Consider the following 24127-nt stretch of genomic DNA (forward strand, 5'->3'; position numbering starts at 1 on the left):
TTATTTGCTGTAAAGGATCGTTTGGTGCAAAGGATTGTGTAATGCCAAGGGTTTTAAATACTAAGGGTTTTGAAATGAATTCGTCATGTCGAGTATTATCTCTACACGCGTGGAATATTGATATTGAATTAGCGGTTAATACCTTAATCATCGATAGCCGAAAAGTGCAAACCGGAGATTGCTTTGTCGCAATTAATGGCCATGCGCTTGATGGTAGACGCTTTATCACTAATGCATTAAAAAGTGGCGCAACTGCGGTACTTAAAGAGGCCGACTCTCAGGCTGAGCACGGCCATATCGACTATATCGATAGCACGCCTATAATCTCATTCTTTGGTCTTAATCAGGCCTTGTCCGCATTAGCCGATAATTTTTATCAATCACCTTCCCAGCAATTAAAATTGATCGGTGTTACTGGTACCAATGGGAAAAGCACCATTACCCAGATTATTGCTAATTGGGTTACTTTATTAGCCGGTAAAGCGGGCGTAATGGGGACTATTGGTAATGGCTTATTTGCACAACTAACGCAAGCCGAGAATACCACCGGCAGTGGTTTGGATGTACAAGCTGAAATTGCCAGACAGGTACAGCAAGGTGCAGAGTTGTGCGCGATGGAAGTTTCTTCTCATGGCCTGATCCAAGGCCGTGTGAGTGCGCTGGATTTTGATGTGGCATTATTTACCAATCTTACCCGTGATCATCTTGATTATCATGGTGATATGGAGACATATGCCGACGCAAAAAAAATCTTATTTCAAGGTGCGGTAAAACACAGGGTTCTCAATGTTGACGATGCTTACGGTAAAATGTGGGCACAGCAATGGCCTGATGCGATCCAATTTTCGGTACAACAAAACTTATCCACTCACACTGGCGCTTATCTATATTGCGATGACTTAAGCTTTGATACTGGTGGTTTTAGTTGTGAATTAAAAACCAGCTGGGGCGAAGGCAAACTGCAATGCGGTTTAATTGGTGAATTTAATGCTTCAAATGTAGTGGCTGCTTGCGCGAGTTTATTAGCGCTAGGTTATGATTTTGATGCGCTGTTACAGGTTGCTCCAAAACTGACCGCAGTCTGTGGTCGTATGGAGTTATTTAAACAAGCAGGACAAGCGGCTTGTGTTGTTGATTATGCGCATACACCTGATGCATTAGAAAAAGCGCTACAAGCATTACGGGTACATTGCGAGGGCAAACTTTGGTGTATTTATGGCTGTGGCGGTGATCGAGATACAGGTAAGCGGCCATTAATGGCACAAGTGGCTGAACAATTTTCAGATTTTGCTGTCATTACTGATGATAATCCTCGCACCGAGCCTGCCTCTACGATCGTAACTGATATGCTTGCTGGACTTGCTAAACCTGATGCTGTGCAAGTTATTCATGATCGTCGTCAAGCTATTCACTGGGCGATGAGTCAAAGTGCTGCTGATGATATTATCTTAGTTGCAGGTAAAGGACATGAAGATTACCAAATTATCGGTGTGCATAAACACCATTATAGTGATCGTGAAACGATCATCGAAATGCTGGATAACCAACAATGATTAATTTAGCGTTAAGTGCCATTGCGGCGCAGCTTAATAGTAAATTACAGGGTGATGATTGTGTCATCTCCGCTGTGTCTACAGATACGCGCACTATTAAGGTTGGCGATTTATTTGTCGCCTTAAGTGGTGATAACTTCGATGCCAATAGCTTTGTAGCTAAGGCCGTTGAGCAAGGTGCTATTGCCGCTATTGTAACGAAAAGGCAAGCCATCGATATTCCACAAATTGTGGTTAAAGATAGCCGGATAGCCTTGGGGTTATTAGGCAAAATGGTACGTGAACAAGTGAATCCTAAAGTTGCCGCATTAACGGGCAGTAATGGTAAAACGACAACCAAAGAAATGCTCGCGGCTATTTTAAAACTCGACGCGCCGACATTAGCGACCGCCGGTAATTTTAATAATGATGTTGGTGTACCGCTGACTTTGTTACGTTTACAACCTGAAGATCAATATGCCGTGATGGAGCTTGGTGCTAATCACAAAAAAGAAATTGCCTATACCACGGGATTGGTATTGCCTGAAGTGGTGTTAATCAATAATGTTGATGCTGCACATTTAGAAGGTTTTGGCGATTTACAAGGCGTTGCGTCTGCAAAAGGTGAGATCTTAGCGGGTGTGAAACATGCAGGTATAGCGGTATTGAACCGCGATGATAAATTTTATCAATACTGGTTACGTAAAGTTGATGAACAGCGTCACATTAGCTTTTCAGTGGTTGACGATAGTGCTGATTATTTTGCTGCTGATATTACATTTGATGATGTCGGGAATCCAACCTTTAAACTATGTACACCAAAGGGCGTATGTATGATCAGCTTGGCTGTTGCAGGGCGCCATAATGTTGCTAATGCATTGGCTGCAGCGGCAATGGCCAGTTTTTTTGGTATTGGACTTGATACGATCAAGCTTGGTCTTAGCACAATGGAAAATGTGCAGGGACGACTGAAGATATCATCACTCACGCCACGAGTTCGGGTTATTGATGATACTTATAACGCGAATATCGCTTCGGTGAAGGCGGCGGTTGATGTATTAACGCATTTTTCTTCGATCAATATCTTAGTGATGGGCGATATGGGCGAGCTTGGTTCAAGTACCGCTGATATGCATCAGCAAGTGGGTCATTATGCGCAGCAACAGCAAGTTGACCATGTCTATACTTGCGGCGCGATGAGTCGTGAAGCAGCGTTAACTGCCGGTGATAGTGGGCGTGCTTTTTTAACGCAACCTGCATTAGTTGATGCGCTGATTGAATTAATTACGACTGCACCAAAAACGCAGCTGTTTACCTTATTATTTAAAGGTTCTCGTAGTGCTAAAATGGAGCAAGCCATTAGCTTGTTAACCACTCGGCTCGCAGAGAAGCCTACTATGTTAATTTAAAATACGGTGTTAATTTAAAATACGGTGTTAATTTAAAATACGGTGTTAATTTAAAATACGGTGTTAATTTAAAATACGGTGTTAATTTAAAATACGGTGTTAATTTAAAATACGGTGTTAATTTAAAATACGGTGTTAATTCAAAATACTGTGTTAACCGAAAATACAACGTTAGTTGAAAATACAATAAAGGAAAGAAAATGTTAGTTTGGTTGTTCGAATCTTTAAGTGAGCATTTCTCGCTATTTAGAGTTTTCTCGTATCTCACATTTCGTGCAATTATCACGATAATCACGTCGTTATTACTGACATTATGGATGGGCCCTAAGCTTATTCGTTATTTGCAAGACATGCAGATTGGTCAGATTGTACGTGATGATGGTCCTGAGTCTCACTTCAGCAAACGCGGTACGCCGACGATGGGTGGTGTGATGATCTTGATTGCCATTTTAGTCTCAACGCTATTATGGGCAAGATTAGATAATGCCTATGTCTGGGTCATGATGTTCGTATTTGTTGCCTTTGGCGCGATTGGTTTTGTTGATGATTATCGTAAAGTGATCCGCAAAGATACTGATGGTTTGATTGCGCGTTGGAAATACTTCTGGCAATCCGCGGTTGCGATTGGCATTGCGGTTTACTTGTATGTGACGGCTGGATCAGCCGCTGAAACAACATTAGTTGTTCCGTTCTTTAAAGAATACATGCCAGAGTTGGGTCTGTTATTTATTGTATTAACCTACTTCGTTATCGTCGGTAGCAGTAATGCAGTTAACCTCACCGACGGCTTAGACGGTTTAGCGATTTTACCTACCGTATTAGTCGCTGGCGCATTTATGCTGGTCGCTTACTTAACCAGTAATGTGAAGTTTGCTGAATACCTATTTATCCCTTACATCCCCCAAGCGAGTGAATTAGTCATTGTTTGTGCGGCGATGGTGGGTGCTGGTCTGGGTTTCTTATGGTTCAATACTTATCCTGCGCAAGTATTTATGGGCGATGTTGGTTCATTAGCCTTAGGTGCTGGTTTAGGTACGATGGCGGTATTGGTACGCCAAGAGTTCATGTTGGTGATCATGGGCGGTGTGTTCGTAATGGAAACGGTATCAGTTATTTTACAAGTCGGTTCATATAAGTTACGTGGTCAACGTATCTTTAGAATGGCACCAATTCATCATCACTATGAATTGAAGGGGTGGCCTGAACCACGTGTTATTGTGCGTTTTTGGATCATCACTATTATATTAGTACTCATTGGCTTAGCTACGCTGAAGGTACGCTAATGACACAATTATCTGAGCAAAATATGGCATCTTCTATTGTTATTGTTGGGCTAGGCCAAACCGGTCTGTCGTGTGTGCGTTATTTTCTAAAACAAGGCATTGTGCCTGTTGTGGTTGATAGTCGTGATGCTCCTCCGGGGCAAGATGAATTGCCTGCTCAGGTAATCTTATATAAAGGTGGCTTGCATCCCGAGGTATTGTTACAAGCTAAGCAATTAGTTGTAAGCCCTGGTATTGCGATTAGCACACCTGAGATAGCGGCTGCGCAGAAAAATGGCGTGGAAGTGATTGGCGATATTGAATTGTTTGTGAGAGCCGCGAAAGCACCGATTATTGCGATCACTGGTTCTAATGGTAAATCGACGGTGACGACACTGGTTGGTGATATGGCGAATGCTGCAGGTGTAAAAACCGCCATTGGTGGCAATATTGGTATTCCGGCATTAGATCTATTGGATGTTGCCGAACCTTATCAGTTATATGTTTTAGAGCTGTCCAGTTTTCAATTAGAAACCACACATAGTCTACAAGCCGTGGCGGCAACAGTATTGAATGTCAGTGATGATCATCTCGACCGCTACCCTGACTTTGAAGCTTATCGTCAGGCTAAATTATCGATTTACCAAAATGCGCAAACCATAGTGACAAATCGTGATGATGCATTAACGGCTTGCGCTCAACAACATAATGCTGATGATGTAAGCAAACATAGCTTTGGTGAAGATGCTGCCGATTATGGTTTGATCCAACAAGCTGATTCAACTTGGCTGGCGTATCAAGGTGAAGGTATTATCAGCGCTGATGAGTTACAGATCACGGGTATACACAATTTAATGAACGCTTTGTCTGCGATTGCGCTGCTTGATGCTGCCGGCGTGGATAGAGTAAAAACCTTACCGGGATTAAAGGCATTTATCGGTTTGGCACATCGCTGCGAATTTATTCGTGAACTCAATGGTGTTACTTGGATCAATGATACCAAGGCGACCAATGTTGGCGCTACACTTGCGGCGCTCGATGGCTTGAAAAGCAGTGTTGAAGGACGTTTATATCTGATCGCTGGTGGTGATGGTAAGGGCGCTGATTTTGGTCCTTTAGTCCCCGCATTACGTGATGATATAGCGCTAACTTATTGCTTTGGTAAAGACGGCGCACGTTTTGCAGCCCTCGCGGATAACACTAAATTGGTTGGCGATTTAGACAACGCCATTGCAGAAGTCAGTCAGTTAGTGCAACCAGGTGATTGGGTATTGTTATCACCAGCCTGTGCGAGTATTGATATGTATGTGAATTTTATGGCGCGAGGCGATCATTTTAGAGCACTAGTGAAGGCATTGTAATGGAATTTTTGACACGGACGAAAGCCTACTTATTAGGTGCTGAAGAGCAAAAGGCTGCTGCATATGACCGCCAACTCTTATTATTAGCTATGGTGTTAATGATCGTGGGTCTAGTGATGGTTGCGTCGGCGTCGTTGCCTGAAGGGATTGCCTTGGGCGACGATCCGTTTATGTTTGTAAAGAAACACTTAATATTTTTAACCGTGTCTCTGTGTGCGGCAATCTGTGTACTGAACGTGCCGATCGCCTTTTTTGAACGTAATAGTGTGCGTTTCTTGTTTGTTGCTATCGCATTATTAATACTGGTATTAGTGATTGGTCGCACGGTGAACGGTAGTACGCGTTGGCTATCATTTGGGCCGTTAAATATGCAGCCTGCTGAGTTCGCTAAATTTGCCTTGTTTACCTATTTTTCGGGTTATTTAGTACGCCAAAAAAGTTTATTACAAGAGAGTTATAAAGGCTTTGTTAATGGTCTACTAGTGATCGCGGTTATCTCTGCATTGCTCCTTATTCAACCTGACTTTGGTTCAGTGATGGTTATTTTAACCACCAGTGTAGCGCTGTTATTTATCGGTGGCGCAAAGTTAGTCCACTTCATGGCATTATGTGTTGTTGCTATTTTACTGGGTGTATTAGCAGTGATATTATCGCCGTATCGAATGCGCCGAGTTACTTCTTTTCTTGACCCTTGGAATGACCCATTTGGTAGTGGTTACCAGCTGACGCAGTCGTTAATGGCATTTGGCCGTGGTAGTTTTAGCGGTGAAGGTTTGGGTAACTCGATTCAGAAGTTGGAATATTTACCTGAAGCACATACCGATTTTGTATTTGCTATCCTCGCTGAAGAGTTAGGGTTCTTAGGGGTATTCATTGTCTTGATGCTACAAATGCTATTAGTATTTAAAGCGTTGCAAATCGGCCGCCGTAGCTTGGAGGCAGAGCAATCGTTTGCTGGATTTTTGGCGATTAGTATTGGTGTCTGGTTTTGCTTTCAAACCTTGGTTAATGTCGGTGCCGCATCGGGGTTATTACCAACCAAAGGTTTAACGTTGCCTTTAGTGAGTTATGGTGGTTCTAGCTTATTAGTCATGAGCTGTGCGGTGGCGGTATTATTGCGGATTGATTATGAATATCGCGCACAAAAAGTGCCGATATCAAATTCAGCAATGACAAGCGCAGCAGCAACCAGTGCAGTAGCAAGTGAATGACAACCGCGACGACAATGATGGCGCTGTAGCTAAATCATCATGAAGGCATTTATTTCTACTTTTATCTCGATAAGAGTAGCTTAAATCTCATTACAAATTAAAGAACATATTATGACAAAACGTTTATTAGTGATGGCCGGTGGTACTGGCGGTCACGTATTTCCTGGTATTGCAGTTGCGAAACATTTAGAGCAACAAGGCTGGGCTATTCATTGGATCGGCACTGCTGATCGTATGGAAGCTGATTTAGTGCCACAGCATGGTTTTGATATTTCGTTTATTGATATCTCTGGTGTACGTGGTAACGGGCTTAAGCGTTTATGCGCCGCACCGTTTCGAATTTTAAAGTCAGTATTGCAGGCACGTAAAGTGATGCAAGATTTTAAACCTGATGTGGTATTAGGTATGGGCGGCTTTGCTAGTGGACCGGGTGGCGTTGCTGCTTGGTTACAAGGTATTCCAGTTGTTTTGCATGAGCAGAATGCCGCCGCGGGTTTAACCAATCGCTTATTAGCTAAAATAGCCAAACGGGTATTAATGGCATTTCCTGGCGCGTTTGCGCAAGGTCAGTTAGTTGGTAATCCAGTGCGTGAAGATGTGCTTGCGTTACATCAGCAAGTGCGAATAAAACAAGATAAACTGACAGTATTAGTGGTTGGCGGTAGCTTGGGAGCAAAAGTATTAAATGATACTTTACCTGCTGCGTTGGCATTATTGCCGCAAGATAAGATTTGTGTTCATCACCAAGTGGGTAAAAACAATACGGCTAAAGTGAATGATGCTTATAACACTGCAGGTGTTACTGCTGAAATTTTAGTCGCTGATTTTATTGATGATATGGCGCAAGCTTATGCACAAGCTGATGTAGTAGTCTGTCGCGCTGGCGCGTTAACGGTGTCCGAGGTTGCTGTTGCTGGACTACCTGCTATTTTCATACCATTACCGCATGCGGTTGATGATCACCAGACTAAAAATGCCCAATCATTGGTGGCCGCGGGTGGTGCTGTATTGATACCACAACCGCAATTTAATGCTGCCGATTTGGCCAAATTATTAAAGCAGTGGATTGATGACGAATCGCAACTTGTGACGATGTCAAAAGCGGCAAAAACCGCTGCTATTCTAGATGCCACTGAGCAGGTCGCAATTGCCTGTTCAGCGTTAAATGAAGAGAGATAAATAATGCCTGAACAAAAGATCGCACAACTCAGAACGATGGTGCCGGAGATGCGCCGTGTGAAAACTATCCACTTTGTTGGTATCGGTGGTGCAGGTATGGGCGGTATCGCCGAAGTGTTAGCCAATGAAGGTTACCAAATTACCGGCTCTGATCTCGCGCCAAACCCAGTGACAGAAAGGTTGGTTAAATTAGGTGCTAAGATCAACTTCGAACACACTGCGGAAAATGTGTTGAATGCTAGCGTTGTAGTGGTATCGACTGCGATTGATTTAAGTAATCCAGAAATCATTGCTGCGCATGAAAACCGTATTCCAGTGATTAAACGTGCCGAAATGCTCGCGGAATTGATGCGTTTTCGTCATGGTATTGCTATTTCAGGTACGCACGGTAAAACATCGACGACGGCATTAGTGACGGGTATTTATCATGAAGCAGGTTTAGATCCTACCTATGTGAATGGTGGCTTAGTAAAGAGCACTGGCACCAATGCCGGTTTAGGGACTAGCCGTTATTTGATTGCGGAAGCGGATGAAAGTGATGCGTCCTTTTTATTACTACAACCTATGGTTGCCGTGGTAACAAATATCGAAGCTGACCATATGGATACTTATGGTGGTGATTTTGCAAAATTAGAAAAAACCTTCATCGATTTTCTGCATAATTTGCCATTTTATGGTCTTGCGGTTATGTGTGCCGACGATGCCGTTATTCAAAAATTGATCCCAGATGTGGGTCGTCAGGTGGTTACTTACGGTTTTGCTGAACATGCCGATGTACGCATTGTTGATTATGTGCAGCAAGGTCATCAAAGTCACTTCACTATTTGTCGTAATGACCGTGAAGATTTGCGTGTTAGCTTAAATTCACCTGGCCAACACAATGCTTTAAATGCAGCCGCCGCTGTTGCTGTCGCAACTGAAGATGGTATTGCTGATAGCGCGATTGTTGCGGCTTTAGCGAGTTTTGCTGGTACTGGCCGTCGTTTCGATCACCTCGGTGAGTTTGATTCAGGTGCTGGTAATGTGATGTTGGTAGATGATTATGGTCATCACCCAACCGAGGTTGATGTTACTATTACTGCTGCACGTGCGGGCTGGCCTGAAAAACGCTTAGTATCGGTATTCCAACCACACCGTTATACCCGTACACGTGATTTGTACGAAGATTTTGCCAACGTCTTATCAAAGGTTGATGTGTTGTTATTATTAGAAGTCTACCCTGCTGGCGAAGAACCTATTCCAGGAGCGGATAGTCGTTCATTATGTCGTAGTATTCGACAACGCGGTAATCTAGAACCTATTTTTGTAGCAAGCCCTGATGAGCTACCTGCGATTCTTGCAGAACATTTGCAAGAAGGTGATTTAGTATTGACGCAAGGTGCTGGTAATGTCGGTACATTGGCTAAAGACCTCGCTGCAATGGCAATGGATGTGGATACGATGAAAAAATGGAAGAAGTAATCATGAGCGCAACAAACACAAAGAAAGTAGCAGTATTATTTGGCGGACATTCAGCTGAACGTGAAGTTTCACTCAAATCTGGCGCCGCTGTGACAGCGGGCTTATTACGTGCCGGTGTTGATGCGCACGCATTAGATACTGCGGAATATGATGTACACCAACTCAGACGTGATGGCTTCACCCATGCGTTTATTGCTTTGCATGGCCGCGGTGGTGAAGATGGCGTGATGCAAGGGGCGTTAGAGCTGCTTGCTATTCCATATACTGGGAGCCGTGTGTTAGGTGCTGCTTTAGCGATGGATAAGATCCGCACTAAACAAATCTGGCAGGCGCAAGGGCTTCCTACTGCGCTTTATCGCATCGTCACACCTGCGGACTTTAGTGCTGACATCGCGAACAACATTATTGCTGAACTTGGCTCTCCGGCCATCATTAAACCGGCCAAAGAAGGCTCTAGTATCGGTATGGCAAAAGTGCATAACGTGGCAGAATTAGAAGCCGCGGTCACCGCTGCATTTGTATATGATAATGAAATTTTAATCGAGCAATGGATTGAAGGGCCTGAGTTTACCGTTGCCATTCTTGGTGACGAAGTATTGCCTGTCATTCAACTTAAAACACCGAATACGTTTTATGATTACCAAGCTAAGTATCAGTCTAATACCACTGAGTATTTATGCCCGGCACCAATTACAGATGCTCAGCGTCAACAATTGCAGGATTATGCACTCCAAGCATTTCAGGCGGTAGCAGCAGAAGGCTGGGGACGTGTTGATGCAATGCTCGATGCGCAAGGCCAGTTCCAATTGTTAGAAGTGAATACGGTACCTGGCATGACCGAAAAAAGCTTAGTACCAATGGCGGCAAATGCAGCAGGTTATGACTTTGAAAGTTTAGTGTCTAAGGTATTAGCACTTGCGCATTAATCGACGTATTAATCGACGTATTAATCGACGTATTAAGCGACGTATTTAAATATGACGACAGCCACGGTAACACCGGAAACAGAAGTGCAAGATGATCATGTCTACGCACTGACGGAACTTGAGATTCAAGCGGATGAATCCTGCGCTGAAGAATTCGGTCCGTCACGTTTGCAACGTGGTTTGGGTTTGTTTTTCTTCTTTATGGTGATAGTGTTTTTTAGCTGGATGTTTAGCAGTATGGAATCTTACCTGACTGATGCCAGTAAAATGCCGATGTCAGCACTGATTATTCAAGGTGAGCGTGAATATGTCAGTGATGATGATATTCGCGCTGTACTGTTACAAAAACCGACGATCGACAATTATTTTTCGGTTAATGTCGATGATATCCAAGCAAAAATAGAATCATTACCTTGGGTTTATCATGCGTCAGTCCGTAAAAGTTGGCCTGACTTATTGCGCGTATATATTCAAGAACAGCCCGTTGTTGCGATATGGAATGACAGCCAATTATTAAATGAAGATGGGATTGTATTCGATGCTGATGTTAATATGGCACCTGAATCTCTAGTGAAACTTTATAGTCCCGATGATAGAATTAAACAAGCACTTGTTAAATATAACGAATTCAATCAATTACTGCAGCTTAATGACTATCAAATAATGACTATAACAGTGAATCTACGTAATGCCATCACGGTTGTATTAAGAAATGGTATTATGCTGCGCTTAGGACGAGAAGATGCGCTCTCTCGTATCCAACGTTATATCGATTATGTCGCAGTATTAGATAAAGAAAAAATAGCCTATATAGATTTACGTTACGATACAGGTTTCTCAGTTGGCTGGAAAAATGACAATAAAGAGTAGTGATAATGACTAAGTCGATGGAACGGAAATTAATTGTAGGTTTAGATGTCGGCACATCAAAAATAGCTGTTGTAGTGGGGGAGTTATTACCTGACGGTGAACTGAATATTATTGGTTTAGGTCAAAGTGTATCACGCGGCATGGATAAAGGCGGCGTTAACGACCTCGAGTCTGTTGTCAAAGCCGTGCAACGTGCATTACAAGATGCAGAATTGATGGCGGATATGAAAATATCATCGGTTTACCTGAGTATTTCCGGTAAACACATTAGCAGCCAAGATGAAATTGGCATGGTGGCAATTTCAGAAGATGAAGTGACACAAGATGATGTTGATAATGTGATCTACACTGCAAGGTCGGTGCGAATTCGTGATGAGCATCGAATTTTACATGTGATCCCGCAGGAATATGCTATTGATTATCAAGAACGCATTAAAAACCCTGTTGGTTTATCAGGCGTTCGCATGAAAGCCAAGGTACATTTGATCACATGTCACAATGACATGGCTAAAAATATTGTAAAATGCGCGGAACGCTGTGGTTTACAGGTCGATAAATTAATTTTTTCTGCCTTAGCTTCAAGCTATGCTGTCGTCACCGATGATGAAAAAGAGCTGGGCGTATGCGTTGTTGATATCGGTGGTGGAACGATAGATATCGCCGTATTTTATGATGGTTCGTTGCGTCATACATCGGTATTTTCTTATGCTGGTAACGCAGTTACTAGCGACATTGCTTATGCATTTGGTACACCGCCTGCTGATGCTGAAAATATTAAAGTTAAGTTCGGTTGTGCACATGCAAGTTTACTACAGCGTGATGATACTATCGAAGTGGCGAGTGTTGGTGGTCGACCATCGCGCACTTTACAACGACAAACACTTGCAGAAGTGATAGAACCTCGATATTCTGAGTTATTCGGAATGGTTGAAGCTGAATTAAAAACTGTTTTAGAGTCATTAAAACTGGAAAAATTAGCTGCAGGGATCGTCCTTACTGGTGGCGCTGCACAAATTGAAGGTTTGGTTGAATGTGCCGAAGGCGTATTTAACTCTCAAGTTAGAATCGGTAGCCCGTTAAATATTAATGGATTAACGGAGTATGTAAATACACCAGTGTACTCAACAGCGGTTGGCTTGCTTCAGTTTGGGAAAGAACATCAGTTCGAACCAACAACTGAAGTAGTCATAGAAAAGAATAATTGTAATCAGCTACTTAAAAAAGTAATGAGCTGGTTCAAAGGCGGGTTTTAAACCCCAATAAGATTTTTTGGAGAAATTACCATGTTTGAATTACTAGATGATAGTAACGATGAAGCTGTCATTAAAGTCATTGGTGTAGGTGGTGGTGGCGGTAACGCTGTTGACCATATGGTCAGTGAAACAATTGAAGGTGTTGAATTCATTGTGATTAATACGGATGCACAGGCATTACGTAATTCAGCCGCTGGATCTGTTATTCAAATCGGTAACACAATAACAAAAGGCTTAGGTGCCGGTGCAAATCCTCAGGTAGGTCGTGAAGCTGCAATGGAAGATCGCGATGCAATCCGCGAGCACCTACAAGGTTCTGATATGATCTTTATTGCTGCCGGTATGGGCGGTGGTACAGGTACTGGTGCTGCGCCAGTTGTCGCTGAAATTGCAAGAGAATTAGGCATTTTAACGGTAGCGGTAGTGACTAAACCTTTCTCTTTTGAAGGTAAACGTCGTCTGTCTTACGCGCAAGCGGGTATTGATGCATTAAGTGAGCAAGTTGATTCTTTAATCACTATCCCGAACGACAAATTACTGAAAGTATTGGGTCGTGGCGTAAGCTTATTAGATGCCTTTAAAGCAGCAAATAATGTTTTACTGGGCGCAGTGCAAGGTATTGCAGAACTAATTACCCGTCCAGGTCTAATCAACGTGGATTTCGCCGATGTTCGCACAGTGATGAGTGAAATGGGTACTGCCATGATGGGTACTGGTGTGGCATCTGGTGAAGATCGTGCTGAAGAAGCAGCGGAAGCGGCTATCTCAAGTCCATTACTGGATGATGTAGATTTAGCTGGCGCACGCGGTATTCTGGTTAATATCACTGCTGGTCTAGATATTAACATTGAAGAATTCGAAACCGTAGGTAATTCAGTGAAAGCCTTTGCATCTGATAATGCAACGGTTGTTGTGGGTGCGGTAATCGACCCTGAAATGACAGATGAATTACGTGTAACGGTTGTTGTGACGGGTATCGGCGCTGAAAACAAGCCTGATATTACGTTAGTACAAACACCAGTTAAAAAAGTAGAAGAAGCGAAAGTTGAACCTGCGAAAATTGAAGAAACAGCTAAAGCGACAGTGATTGCAGCCGATACTAAAGTTGATGTGCAGAATGTTGCGCAGCAAGTTGCAGTCGGTGAAAGCAATACAACTACGGCAACGAAGAGTGAACCGGACTATCTTGATATCCCGGCATTCTTACGTCGCCAAGCAGACTAATACTTTACGGTATAGTTGCTAGAATATGATTCAGTCTTTGGGCTTGTTTTTAGCCTAAAGATTGAATTGTATAAGCTGTGTTTGGGTTGGTGATTTTGCATTTTAAGTGTGGCTGTGGTAAATTGCTCGGCCTCGCGTTGGAGTGTGGGATTTATATAGGGTGACATTAATGATTAAGCAAAGAACATTAAAACAAGCTGTACGTGGAACCGGCATCGGTCTACATTCTGGCAACAAGGTTACCCTAAACCTTCGTCCAGCAGCAGCGAATACTGGTATTATCTATCGCCGTATCGATCTCGACCCTGTGGTTGATTTCAAGGCCGCTGCAGACATGGTAAAAGATACTATGTTGTGCACTTGTCTGATAAGCGAAGATGGTCACCGTATTTCTACAGTTGAACATATTAATGCGGCATTAGCGGGCCTTGGTATTGATAATATCATTATCGAAGTTGATGCAGCTGAAATTCCAATTATGGATGGCAGTGCTAGTCCTTTTATTTTCTTGCTGCAAAGTGCGGGCATTGAAGAACTGAACTGTGCGAAGAAATTTATTAAAATCAAGCAACCAATCCGTGTTGAAGATGGCGATAAATGGGCTGAATTCTTACCGTCAAACCATGGTTTCATCATGGATTTACGTATTGAGTTTGACCATCCGGTATTTGAAGGCCAAAATCAGCATATTCGAGCCGATTTTTCTGGCGATTGGTTCCATCAAGAAATCAGTCGTGCGCGTACGTTTGGTTTTATGAAAGATATTGAGTATTTACAATCACAAAACCTCGCACTCGGGGGTAGCTTAGACAATGCGATTGTGGTTGATGAATTCCGTATTTTAAATGATGACGGTTTACGTTATGACGATGAGTTCGTTAAACATAAAGTACTTGATGCTGTGGGTGATCTGTACTTATCAGGCCATTCAATCTTAGGTGAGTTTCGAGCATTCAAAACTGGCCACGGCATGAATAACTTATTACTAAGAGCACTACTTGCTAATCAAGAAGCGTGGGAATTTACCACCGTTGACGAAGCACAAGATGCGCCAATTCGTTGGTTAGAGCCAAATTTAACGCTAGCGTTATAACCTAAAAAACGGGCGTTATAATCTAAACAAATAGGTTTAGTATCTCGGAACTGCTATGACAAAGCAGGGCTAAGATAAATACAGATAGAATTGTGGCATCAAATTGTTTATATTTAGTGCCACACATTCATCAGTTAAAATAAGATTATGAGCGTTACAATTACCTATTCGAATAGTAAACACAGCTATTCAAAATTATTTAATCTTTACTTCTTCATATTTGGCTTAATTGCTGTCATCGCAGTCTCGATTGCGTCTTCTTGGTTTCTTTATTCAAACTATTCTTCTCAAGCCATTCAGCTTAAAATTGCCAAAACGCAGCAAAAATATCAACAACAAGCCGATCAAGTCCTTGCGCTACGTCAAGAAACAGATTTGAAAATAGCCGTGTTTGCGAGTAAAGTTGGCATGATGCAAGCGGAAGTTAACCGTTTAAGCTTATTAGGTGATGAACTGGCGAAAGATGCCAGTTTGACCCGTGGTGAATTTGATTTTATGCTTAAGCCTGCTATTGGTGGCCCTGTGGATACCGATACAAGCTATGCTGTTGATTTACAAACTTTGCTTGAAGAGATGGATTTACTGTCATTAGAAGTAAATAATCGCTCACAACAGCTTTCACTACTTGAAACTATGCTATTGAATCACAATATAACAGATGAGGCTGTTTTATCTGGTCGACCTGTTATTGAACGAGGTTCTTGGTTATCGTCCCATTATGGTGTGCGTAAAGACCCTTTTACAGGGCGAGAAACCATGCATAAGGGCGTTGATTTTGCAGGTGATAATGGCATGAAGATTATTGCTACGGGCGCTGGTGTTGTCACTTGGTCCGGAAGACGTTCAGGTTATGGGTTATTAATCGAAATTAATCACGGAAATGGTCTGTCGTCACGTTATGCCCATTCCAAAGAGTTGATCGCTAAAGAAGGTGATGTGGTAGGTAAAGGGCAAACTATTGCTATTATGGGAAGTTCAGGGCGCTCTACTGGACCTCATGTGCACTACGAAGTGCTAAAATCGGGACGACAAGTCGATCCTAAACGCTATGTTTATCGCTAAAATGCTTTAAATTTCAAATAGATTCACAATAACTTTTGGTCATAAAATGTTAACTAATATAATTACAAAAATAGTCGGTAGCCGCAATGACCGCATTTTAAAAAAATTGCACAAAGTTGTAAAACAAGTTAATCAATTAGAAGCAGATTTTGAAGTATTATCAGATGAAGAACTAAAAGCGAAAACGGTTGATTTTCAACAACGTTTCGCTGCTGGTGAATCACTTGATAGCATGTTAGCGGAAGCATTTGCGGTTGTACGTGAAGGTTCTAAGCGTGTCTTTGGCATGCGTCACTTCGATGTACAGTTATTAGGTGGCATGGTTTTAAATAATAACCAGATCGCTGAAATGCGTACGGGTGAAGGTAAAACATTAACAGCTACGCTACCGGCTTATTTAAATGCCATAACAGGTAAAGGCGTACATATTATTACGGTGAATGATTACCTTGCTGCACGTGATGCGGAATGGAATCGTGAACTATTTGAATTTTTAGGACTAACAGTTGGCTTGAACGTGTCTGGCATGGATAACATGGCTAAACGCGAAGCATATGCTGCAGATGTGACTTACGGCACCAATAATGAATTTGGTTTTGATTATCTGCGTGACAACATGGCGTTTGAACCACAACAGCGTGTTATGCGCCCGTTATACTATGCGGTAATCGATGAAGTGGATTCAATCCTAATCGATGAAGCACGTACTCCGCTTATTATCTCTGGCCCAGCTGACGATAGTTCTGAATTGTATACCAAGATTAATACTATTATTCCTTTGTTAGAGCAGCAAGAGCAGGAAGATACTGAAGAATATACCGGTGAAGGTCACTACACGGTTGACGAAAAGAACAAGCAAGTATTGTTGACTGAAAATGGTCAAATCAAAGTTGAAGAAATGCTGAAAGAACGTGGCTTATTAAGCGAAGAAGATTCTTTATTCTCAGCGGCTAATATTTCATTACTACATCACATTAATGCAGCATTGCGTGCGCATACTTTGTTTGAAAAAGATGTTGATTATATTGTCAGTGATGATGGCGAGATCGTTATTGTTGATGAGCACACTGGCCGTACTATGCCTGGTCGTCGCTGGTCTGAAGGTTTACATCAAGCGGTAGAAGCCCGCGAAGGTGTTAACATTCAAAACGAAAACCAAACATTAGCATCAATTACTTTCCAGAATTATTTCCGTATGTATGACAAATTGTCAGGCATGACGGGTACTGCTGATACTGAAGCTTTCGAGTTCCAATCGATCTATAGCCTAGAAACGGTGGTATTACCGACTAACAAGCCAATGGCGCGTAAAGACTTTGGTGATCTGGTTTACCTGACTGCGGATGAAAAGCATGTCGCGATCATTGAAGACATTAAAGATTGCGTGAAGAGACAACAACCTGTCTTGGTTGGTACTGTCTCGATCGAGAGTTCTGAGTTACTGTCGAATCTACTGAAAAAAGACAAAATAAAACATAACGTATTGAATGCTAAATTCCATGAACGTGAAGCTGAAATTGTCGCTGATGCGGGTCGTTCTGGTGCGGTAACTATCGCAACTAATATGGCCGGTCGTGGTACGGATATCGTGTTAGGTGGTAATTGGCAGACTGAAGTTGATAAATTGAAGAAACCAACAGAAGCGCAAATTGCACATATCAAATCAGAATGGCAAGTGCGTCATGATGCAGTATTAACAGCAGGTGGTTTACACATCATTGGTACTGAACGTCACGAATCTCGTCGTATTGATAACCAATTACGTGGTCGTTCTGGTCGTCAGGGTGATGCTGGTTCAACGCGTTTTTATCTATCAATGGCCGATCCACTTATGCGTATTTTCACCTCTGACCGTATCACTGGGATGATGAAGAAATTAGGCATGGAAGAAGGCGAAGCGATTGAGCATAAATGGGTAACACGTGCGATTGAAAATGCACAACGTAAAGTGGAAGGCCGTAACTTTGATATCCGTAAATCATTACTTGAATTCGATGATGTTGCCAATGACCAACGTAAAGTGGTTTATGAGCAACGTAACGAATTAATGGAAGCGGAAGATATCAGTGATACTATGGTCGCGATCCGTGAAGACGTGCTTAATGCAGTCATGGATGCTTACATTCCACCACAATCATTACATGAAATGTGGGATATCTCCGGTCTAGAACAACGTTTACGTGCTGACTTCATGCTTGAGCTTCCGATCCAACAATGGTTAGATGATGATAGTAAACTGTACGAAGAGCAAATTCGCGAACGTATTATGACGCAAGCTAACGAAGCTTACACAGCGAAAGAAGATGCTGTTGGTGCACAAGTGATCCGCCAGTTTGAAAAAGCGGTGATGTTACAAACATTAGACGGTTTATGGAAAGAGCATTTAGCGGCGATGGACCACCTACGTCAAGGTATTCATTTACGTGGCTATGCGCAGAAAAACCCGAAGCAAGAATACAAGCGCGAGTCGTTTGAATTGTTTACTGAAATGTTAGAGAACTTGAAATCAGATGTGGTTGGTGTGATCTCTAAAGTGCAGGTGCAAGCACCTGAAGATGTTGAAGCCGTTGAAGCACATCGTCGTCGTGGCGAATCGTTACCACAGAACATGAGCCACGCAACAGCTGAAAATCAATTGGCTGACGCATCTGCAGCTGATGCAGCTGAAACGTTTGTGCGCCAAGGTCAGAAAGTAGGTCGTAACGATCCATGTCCTTGTGGTTCAGGGGCTAAATTCAAACAGTGTCATGGTAAATTAAGCTAATAACGCTCACTAACCGATACTAGATTAAAATCAAAAGCGCTAAAGCAGCAATGTTTTAGCGCTTTTTGTTAACTGTCATTTAATGATTTAAATTTATAAGAGAATACACCATGAAAATAGTCCATGTTGCAGCGGGTATCATCGTTCGTGATCAGCAAGTATTTATCAGTAAGCGTAACTCAGAGCAGCACCAAGGTAACAAATGGGAATTTCCAGGTGGTAAGGTGGAATCTGGCGAATCTGTGCTTGAAGCGCTAACCAGAGAGCTTAAAGAAGAGGTAAATCTTGATGTACTTAATGCCGACGCATTTCACCAGCTAGAATTTGATTATGGCGATAAAATCGTACAATTGGATTTTTATCTTGTCAATGATTTTACAGGTGTAGGAAAAGGCCTTGAAGGGCAGCAAACTGCGTGGGTTAATATTAGCGAATTAGCGGATTATAACTTCCCTGCAGCGAATCAAGTGATTGTTGAGATGTTAATGACTCAGTTTGCCTGAGTCATTAACATATGATGTTTAACGTAGGATGCTTTGACGTTTAGTGCTAATCGAACTCGTAACCTTTAGGCTGGAGTTCTTGTGGTGAAACATCTTCACCGGGGATAGCACGCTCTTCACTTGCCCATTCACCAAGATCAATCAGTTTGCAACGGTCACTGCAAAACGGGCGAAATTTATTAGTAGCGACCCATTCAACGGGTTTTTGACAGGTTGGGCAATTTACTTGCATGGTATATCCTAAATAAATAGAGCTTGAAAGTAGCTAGTCTGCCATGGCAGCTGCTGCTAATTCAAGAAATTTCTGATGTAACACAGCAGCATCTTTGCTGACTTGTTGACGGTCGTTATTCACAATGACTGAATCAGCTGCAGCGAGACGTTGTTCACGTGTGGCTTGTGATTGCAATATGGCTGAGGCTTGTTGTACTGAGACATTATCGCGAGCAATTGTTCGCGCTATCTGAACTTGTTCTGCCACATCGACAACCAGCACGTGATCGCATAATGTAGTCAGGTTATTTTCCACTAACAGTGGCACTACTAGCAGGGTGTAAAGTGAATCGCTAGCGGCCAATTGCGCTAATAATTCAGTCCTAATCATGGGGTGTAATAAATCATTTAACCACTGTTTGTTGGCATTATCAGAAAATATTTTATCACGTAATAATCCACGATTTAAACTGCCGTTATCGAGTAATATGCTCGAACCAAAGTGTGCACTGATTTGTGCTAAACCGTCACTACCAACGGCGACAACTTCTCTTGCAACTATATCAGCATCAACGACATTAATGCCTTGTGCGGCAATCATATCGGCGACAGTGGTTTTACCTGATGCGATCCCACCGGTTAATCCTACAACATACATAGCGACTGGCCTTAATAAGTGATTGAATAAATGTTTTGAATAAATAGATTTAATAAATAAAATTAATTAAATAGAAATCAACAATCTGGTCGCCCCAGATAAGGTACAACCAACCAGCAATCGCTAAGTAAGGACCAAATGGGATTGGGTTGCCTTGGGTATGTTTCTTCAATGCTATTTGGCTAATGCCTATGATTGCCCCAGCAAAAGAAGACAGTAGTACGATAGCTAGAATTGATTGCCAACCGAACCACGCCCCAAACGCAGCGAGCAGTTTAAAATCACCGTAACCCATGCCTTCCTTACCGGTAAGTAGTTTAAAACCCCAATAAACCGACCACAATGACAGATAACCAACAATAGCACCGATAATGGCATCAGATGGTGTTACCCAAGCATAATTAACGTTTAGAAATAACCCGAGCCATACCAGTGGCAAGGTTATTTGATCAGGCAGTAACATCTTATCTATATCGATAAAAGTCAGTGCGACTAAGGTCCAGGTTAAGATCAATGCACCCGCTAATTGAATACCGTAGGGGATGTATAAAGCCACTACCAGCGATAACAATCCGGTCAATAGCTCAATACTTGGATAACGGGCTGAAATGGGATTAGCACAACTGCTGCATTTCCCTCTTAATATTAGCCAACTGATCACCGGAATATTTTCTAATGCGGTAATTTGATGCTCGCACTTAGGGCAAGCTGAGCGGGGTAATAATAAGTTAAATTTAGCTAATGATTTAGAGTTGGCTTCAGCTGTTTTACATTCATCACTAAAATAAACACTGCATTCTTCTTTCCACTCACTTTCCATCATCATTGGCAAACGGTAGATGACGACATTCAAGAAACTACCGACAAGCAGACCGAGAAGGGCAACCGTTAACCATAATAGCCAAGGAGTGAGTTGAAAGAGTAGCGCTAAGTCTTGCATTTTAATTACCTGTACCGATCGGATGAGAGATAAATGTTAATTGAAATAAGATGATAGCAAACTCGCCACTGAAAAGCTGTTAAAGCGACAAGCAATGCCCATGTTGTGACAATCAATTACATAATACTGCCCATTTCAAAGATAGGGAGATACATCGCAATCACTAGGCCGCCAATGACGACACCGAGTACGACCATGATCATGGGTTCGATTAAGCTGGTTAGCCCATCAACGGCATCATCAACTTGCTGTTCATAAATGTGTGCGACTTTGGCTAACATATCATCGAGGGAACCTGACTCTTCGCCTATCATCACCATTTGCGTCACCATATCTGGAAATAGGTTGGTTGAACGCATCGCGATGTGCATCTGTAATCCGGCGATCACTTCATTACGCATATCCATGACTGCATTTTTATAGATAATATTACCCGATGCACCCGCAGCAGAAGTCAGTGAGTCAACGAGAGGGATACCTGCGGCAAACGTCGTTGATAGGGTTCTGGCAAAACGAGCCATAGCGCCTTTGTGCATTATCGGTCCGATCGCTGGTATCTTGAGGATAGTACGCTCAGTAATGTGTTTAACTTTTATCGAACGCTTATTGGCTTTGAGATAGGTAAAAGGTAATCCGAATAATACCCCGATGACTAAATACCAAAACTGACTAACAAAATCAGAAATCGACAGTACAAATAAGGTAAAAGGCGGCAGTTCGGCGCCAAAACTGGCGAAGATATCTTTGAATTGTGGGATGACATACAGTAATAAAATCAAGGTGACGACAACCGCAACCGCGACGACCATGATCGGATAGAACATGGCTTTTTTAATTTTTGATTTGAGTGCTTCGGCTTTTTCTTTATAAGTGGCAATACGATCATAAATACTGTCCAATGAACCGGACTGTTCACCTGCGCTGATCAAGTCACAATATAAATCATCAAAATAGAGTGGATGTTTACGTAGGGTATCTGAAAGGGTTGTACCTGTTGCGACCTCGGCTGCCACCTCACCGATTAACGAACGCATGGTAGGATTGTCATGACTGCGGGCTATAATTTCTAGGCTCTGTACTAAAGGTACTCCGGCATTAAGCATGGTGGAAATTTGTCTTGAGATAACGGCAATATCCATCGGTTTAATTTTCTTGGTCGCAACCGAGAATAACCCTGTTGATTTACGCTTGGCTTTTAAAACATTGATCCCCTGACGGCGGAGTTCAACCTTCAGGTTACTGATGCTTTCGGCTTGCATTTCACCACTGATTTTTTTGCCTTTACGGTTCACGCCTTGCCAGTTATATGGATAGCGTTTTTTTACTGCTGATTGGGGGCGACTATGGGTTTTTTTGGTTACAGCGACCATGATGCTATCCTTAGCGAATGGTGGACGATAAGATCCTTGTTAAACAAAGGATTCCTTGCCTATGTTATTTTAATTTCTATTTCTATTTCTATTTCTATCTCTATCTCTGTTTATTTTAGTGTCAGCGCACATTAATGACTGGTAATACGTTCGACTTCGAGCAAGCTAGTGACGCCGTCGATGACTTTTTGCAGTGCTGATTGGCGTAAGGTATCCATGCCTTCTTGCTGAGCTTGCGACCCGAGTTCCAAGGAGTTGCTGCCGGTTAAGATCATGCGGGCGATCTTATCTGACATCGGCATTACTTCGTAGATGCCCACGCGCCCTTTATAACCTTTGGTACATTGCTTACAGCCGATCGCTTTAAACGGCGTAATACCTAGATCAATCTGCTGTTGGTTAAAACCAAGTTTAGCTAATTCGAACGCTGGAATATCTTCAGGTTGTTTGCATTCATTACAGAGTCGACGACCTAGGCGCTGAGCGATGATCAAACTCACGGACGAACCAATGTTGTAAGCAGGTACCCCCATATTTGATAAACGCGTTAGTGTCTCTGCAGCGGAGTTGGTATGTAATGTTGATAAGACTAAGTGACCGGTTTGCGCCGCTTTGATGGCAATCTCTGCTGTTTCAATATCGCGGATCTCACCGACCATCACCACATCTGGATCTTGACGTAAAAATGATCGCAATGCGGTGGGGAAGGTCAATCCAGCTTTTAGGTTGATTTGTACCTGGTTGATACCGGAGAGGTTGATTTCGATCGGATCCTCGGCAGTGGAGATGTTGCGCTCAACGGTGTTGAGAATATTCAGTCCACTGTAAAGTGAAACTGTTTTACCACTACCTGTGGGGCCTGTGATCAAGATCATGCCTTGTGGCTTTTGTAATGCTTTAAGGTAAAGATCTTTTTGCTTATTGTCATAACCAAGAATATCGATATTGAGGCTAGCTTGGTTAGAATCTAAGATCCGCATTACCACTTTTTCACCCCACATCGTTGGCAGGGTGCTAACGCGTAGATCAACCGATTTGTTTTTCGATAATTTTAATTTGATACGGCCATCTTGCGGGATCCGCCGTTCGGCGATATCAAGTTGTGCCATGACTTTTAACCGCGCTGAAAAACGCATGGCTAAGTTTACCGGTGGCGATACCATTTCATGTAAGATCCCATCGATACGAAAACGTACACGGTATTTAAATTCATAGGGTTCAAAGTGAATGTCGGATGCGCCTTTTTTGATCGCATCCAAGAGGATCTTATTCACAAATTTAACAATCGGGGCATCGTCATTACTGTCTTTATTTTCTTGATCTAAGCGTGATTCGCTATTATCAACTTCCAAGTCATCGATATCGGTATCGTTAAGATCGCCTAGGGCATCAATGTCATTTTCTAATACGCTTTCTAAGGCTTTTTGTAATTGCAGTTCATCAACCAGTAATACTTCGGTATGTAAGCTAAAGCTAAAGGCAAATTCTTCTAATGCGCTGACATTAGTCGGATCGGACATGGCCAGATATAAGGTTTGTCCTTGCACATAGATAGGCAGTGCATGGTGTTTTTCGATGAGTTTTTCATTGAGCAGGTTGCTGGGGATTTCTTCGAGCTTAAAGGTATCTAAATCAAGTAAGGGCACACCGTATTCACGCTCGAGTAATTTGGCTAATACCTGACTGTCGATGATATTACTGTCGACGAGTAGGGTTGTGAAGGCTTTACCTTCCAGTTTAGCGCTTTGCAGAAGCTGGGGGATCTCTTCTACAGCGAGGTATGCATGGGCGACCAGGCTGTGTGCCAGGCCGCTCGCGTTATGCTTGTGTTGCATG

20 protein-coding genes are annotated in these 24127 nt (G+C 42.6%); 15 read left to right on the plus strand and 5 right to left on the minus strand.

The features are described 5' to 3' along the window. The first annotated feature begins 74 nt into the window (after positions 1 to 74). From murE to mutT, 15 genes are all read left to right on the plus strand, one after another. Positions 75 to 1553, plus strand: coding sequence for a UDP-N-acetylmuramoyl-L-alanyl-D-glutamate--2,6-diaminopimelate ligase (gene murE / locus FR932_RS19190; RefSeq protein ID WP_196805536.1), 1479 nt, complete (start codon positions 75 to 77; stop codon positions 1551 to 1553). Next, positions 1550 to 2941 carry a UDP-N-acetylmuramoyl-tripeptide--D-alanyl-D-alanine ligase gene (locus FR932_RS19195; protein WP_019442615.1) on the plus strand — a complete coding sequence of 464 codons (1392 nt, stop codon included), beginning with the start codon at positions 1550 to 1552 and terminating at the stop codon, positions 2939 to 2941. Before murE ends, FR932_RS19195 begins: the two co-directional genes overlap by 4 nt. A 200-nt stretch (positions 2942 to 3141) precedes the next feature. Further along, the gene (gene mraY / locus FR932_RS19200; protein WP_019442614.1) at positions 3142 to 4224 is read left to right on the plus strand and encodes a phospho-N-acetylmuramoyl-pentapeptide-transferase; all 1083 of its coding nucleotides are present in this window, start codon (positions 3142 to 3144) and stop codon (positions 4222 to 4224) included. Then, entirely contained in the window at positions 4224 to 5564 is a 1341-nt protein-coding gene (murD, locus tag FR932_RS19205; RefSeq protein WP_019442613.1) for a UDP-N-acetylmuramoyl-L-alanine--D-glutamate ligase, read from the plus strand. Before mraY ends, murD begins: the two co-directional genes overlap by 1 nt. Beyond that, positions 5564 to 6775, plus strand: a complete 1212-nt coding sequence (ftsW, locus tag FR932_RS19210; RefSeq protein ID WP_019442612.1) for a cell division protein FtsW — start codon at positions 5564 to 5566, stop codon at positions 6773 to 6775. Before murD ends, ftsW begins: the two co-directional genes overlap by 1 nt. Positions 6776 to 6886: 111 nt before the next feature. Next, the gene (gene murG / locus FR932_RS19215; RefSeq protein WP_019442611.1) at positions 6887 to 7954 is read left to right on the plus strand and encodes an undecaprenyldiphospho-muramoylpentapeptide beta-N-acetylglucosaminyltransferase; all 1068 of its coding nucleotides are present in this window, start codon (positions 6887 to 6889) and stop codon (positions 7952 to 7954) included. Continuing rightward, positions 7955 to 9415, plus strand: coding sequence for a UDP-N-acetylmuramate--L-alanine ligase (gene murC, locus FR932_RS19220; RefSeq protein ID WP_196805531.1), 1461 nt, complete (start codon positions 7955 to 7957; stop codon positions 9413 to 9415). Further along, positions 9403 to 10341: a D-alanine--D-alanine ligase gene (locus FR932_RS19225; RefSeq protein ID WP_019442609.1), complete on the plus strand. Its 939-nt coding sequence runs from the start codon at positions 9403 to 9405 to the stop codon at positions 10339 to 10341. The genes murC and FR932_RS19225 overlap by 13 nt, the downstream gene beginning before the upstream one ends. A 51-nt stretch (positions 10342 to 10392) precedes the next feature. Continuing rightward, entirely contained in the window at positions 10393 to 11211 is an 819-nt protein-coding gene (locus FR932_RS19230) for a cell division protein FtsQ/DivIB (protein WP_019442608.1), read from the plus strand. A gap of 5 nt (positions 11212 to 11216) precedes the next feature. Then, positions 11217 to 12464, plus strand: coding sequence for a cell division protein FtsA (ftsA, locus tag FR932_RS19235; protein ID WP_019442607.1), 1248 nt, complete (start codon positions 11217 to 11219; stop codon positions 12462 to 12464). 30 nt (positions 12465 to 12494) lie between these two features. Beyond that, positions 12495 to 13688, plus strand: coding sequence for a cell division protein FtsZ (ftsZ, locus tag FR932_RS19240; RefSeq protein ID WP_019442606.1), 1194 nt, complete (start codon positions 12495 to 12497; stop codon positions 13686 to 13688). Between the two features lie 169 nt (positions 13689 to 13857). After that, a complete protein-coding gene (lpxC, locus tag FR932_RS19245) occupies positions 13858 to 14781 on the plus strand; it encodes a UDP-3-O-acyl-N-acetylglucosamine deacetylase (RefSeq protein WP_019442605.1) in 924 nt (307 codons plus the stop codon). A gap of 147 nt (positions 14782 to 14928) precedes the next feature. After that, complete coding sequence (locus tag FR932_RS19250) at positions 14929 to 15843, plus strand: M23 family metallopeptidase (RefSeq protein WP_019442604.1); 915 nt, start codon at positions 14929 to 14931, stop codon at positions 15841 to 15843. A 46-nt stretch (positions 15844 to 15889) separates the two neighbouring features. Beyond that, on the plus strand, positions 15890 to 18607 hold the full coding sequence (gene secA / locus FR932_RS19255; protein WP_019442603.1) for a preprotein translocase subunit SecA: 2718 nt from the start codon (positions 15890 to 15892) through the stop codon (positions 18605 to 18607). Positions 18608 to 18717: 110 nt separating this feature from the next. Further along, a complete protein-coding gene (mutT, locus tag FR932_RS19260) occupies positions 18718 to 19110 on the plus strand; it encodes an 8-oxo-dGTP diphosphatase MutT (protein WP_019442602.1) in 393 nt (130 codons plus the stop codon). Positions 19111 to 19156: 46 nt separating this feature from the next. Here mutT and yacG read toward each other — a convergent pair whose 3' ends face one another. The 5 genes from yacG to pilB form a co-directional block, all read right to left on the minus strand. Then, entirely contained in the window at positions 19157 to 19342 is a 186-nt protein-coding gene (gene yacG, locus FR932_RS19265; RefSeq protein WP_019442601.1) for a DNA gyrase inhibitor YacG, read from the minus strand. Between the two features lie 33 nt (positions 19343 to 19375). Beyond that, complete coding sequence (gene coaE, locus FR932_RS19270; protein WP_019442600.1) at positions 19376 to 19981, minus strand: dephospho-CoA kinase; 606 nt, start codon at positions 19979 to 19981, stop codon at positions 19376 to 19378. 49 nt (positions 19982 to 20030) lie between these two features. After that, the gene (locus tag FR932_RS19275) at positions 20031 to 20921 is read right to left on the minus strand and encodes a prepilin peptidase (protein WP_019442599.1); all 891 of its coding nucleotides are present in this window, start codon (positions 20919 to 20921) and stop codon (positions 20031 to 20033) included. A 116-nt stretch (positions 20922 to 21037) separates the two neighbouring features. Further along, the gene (locus FR932_RS19280; RefSeq protein ID WP_019442598.1) at positions 21038 to 22291 is read right to left on the minus strand and encodes a type II secretion system F family protein; all 1254 of its coding nucleotides are present in this window, start codon (positions 22289 to 22291) and stop codon (positions 21038 to 21040) included. A gap of 131 nt (positions 22292 to 22422) precedes the next feature. Further along, the gene (pilB, locus tag FR932_RS19285) at positions 22423 to 24126 is read right to left on the minus strand and encodes a type IV-A pilus assembly ATPase PilB (RefSeq protein WP_019442597.1); all 1704 of its coding nucleotides are present in this window, start codon (positions 24124 to 24126) and stop codon (positions 22423 to 22425) included. Between the last annotated feature and the right edge of the window lies 1 nt (position 24127).

The organism is Moritella marina ATCC 15381 (assembly GCF_008931805.1).
Lineage (GTDB): Bacteria > Pseudomonadota > Gammaproteobacteria > Enterobacterales > Moritellaceae > Moritella > Moritella marina.

Coding starts and splice junctions, on each gene's coding strand:
- FR932_RS19280 (WP_019442598.1), bottom strand. CDS start 22,291: ATGGTCGCTGTAACCAAAAAAACCCATAGTCGCCCCCAATCAGCAGTA.
- lpxC (WP_019442605.1), top strand. CDS start 13,858: ATGATTAAGCAAAGAACATTAAAACAAGCTGTACGTGGAACCGGCATC.
- murE (WP_196805536.1), top strand. CDS start 75: ATGAATTCGTCATGTCGAGTATTATCTCTACACGCGTGGAATATTGAT.
- murD (WP_019442613.1), top strand. CDS start 4,224: ATGACACAATTATCTGAGCAAAATATGGCATCTTCTATTGTTATTGTT.
- coaE (WP_019442600.1), bottom strand. CDS start 19,981: ATGTATGTTGTAGGATTAACCGGTGGGATCGCATCAGGTAAAACCACT.
- FR932_RS19225 (WP_019442609.1), top strand. CDS start 9,403: ATGGAAGAAGTAATCATGAGCGCAACAAACACAAAGAAAGTAGCAGTA.
- yacG (WP_019442601.1), bottom strand. CDS start 19,342: ATGCAAGTAAATTGCCCAACCTGTCAAAAACCCGTTGAATGGGTCGCT.
- FR932_RS19250 (WP_019442604.1), top strand. CDS start 14,929: ATGAGCGTTACAATTACCTATTCGAATAGTAAACACAGCTATTCAAAA.
- FR932_RS19195 (WP_019442615.1), top strand. CDS start 1,550: ATGATTAATTTAGCGTTAAGTGCCATTGCGGCGCAGCTTAATAGTAAA.
- ftsW (WP_019442612.1), top strand. CDS start 5,564: ATGGAATTTTTGACACGGACGAAAGCCTACTTATTAGGTGCTGAAGAG.
- secA (WP_019442603.1), top strand. CDS start 15,890: ATGTTAACTAATATAATTACAAAAATAGTCGGTAGCCGCAATGACCGC.
- murG (WP_019442611.1), top strand. CDS start 6,887: ATGACAAAACGTTTATTAGTGATGGCCGGTGGTACTGGCGGTCACGTA.
- ftsZ (WP_019442606.1), top strand. CDS start 12,495: ATGTTTGAATTACTAGATGATAGTAACGATGAAGCTGTCATTAAAGTC.
- ftsA (WP_019442607.1), top strand. CDS start 11,217: ATGACTAAGTCGATGGAACGGAAATTAATTGTAGGTTTAGATGTCGGC.
- mraY (WP_019442614.1), top strand. CDS start 3,142: ATGTTAGTTTGGTTGTTCGAATCTTTAAGTGAGCATTTCTCGCTATTT.
- FR932_RS19230 (WP_019442608.1), top strand. CDS start 10,393: ATGACGACAGCCACGGTAACACCGGAAACAGAAGTGCAAGATGATCAT.
- pilB (WP_019442597.1), bottom strand. CDS start 24,126: ATGCAACACAAGCATAACGCGAGCGGCCTGGCACACAGCCTGGTCGCC.
- mutT (WP_019442602.1), top strand. CDS start 18,718: ATGAAAATAGTCCATGTTGCAGCGGGTATCATCGTTCGTGATCAGCAA.
- FR932_RS19275 (WP_019442599.1), bottom strand. CDS start 20,921: ATGCAAGACTTAGCGCTACTCTTTCAACTCACTCCTTGGCTATTATGG.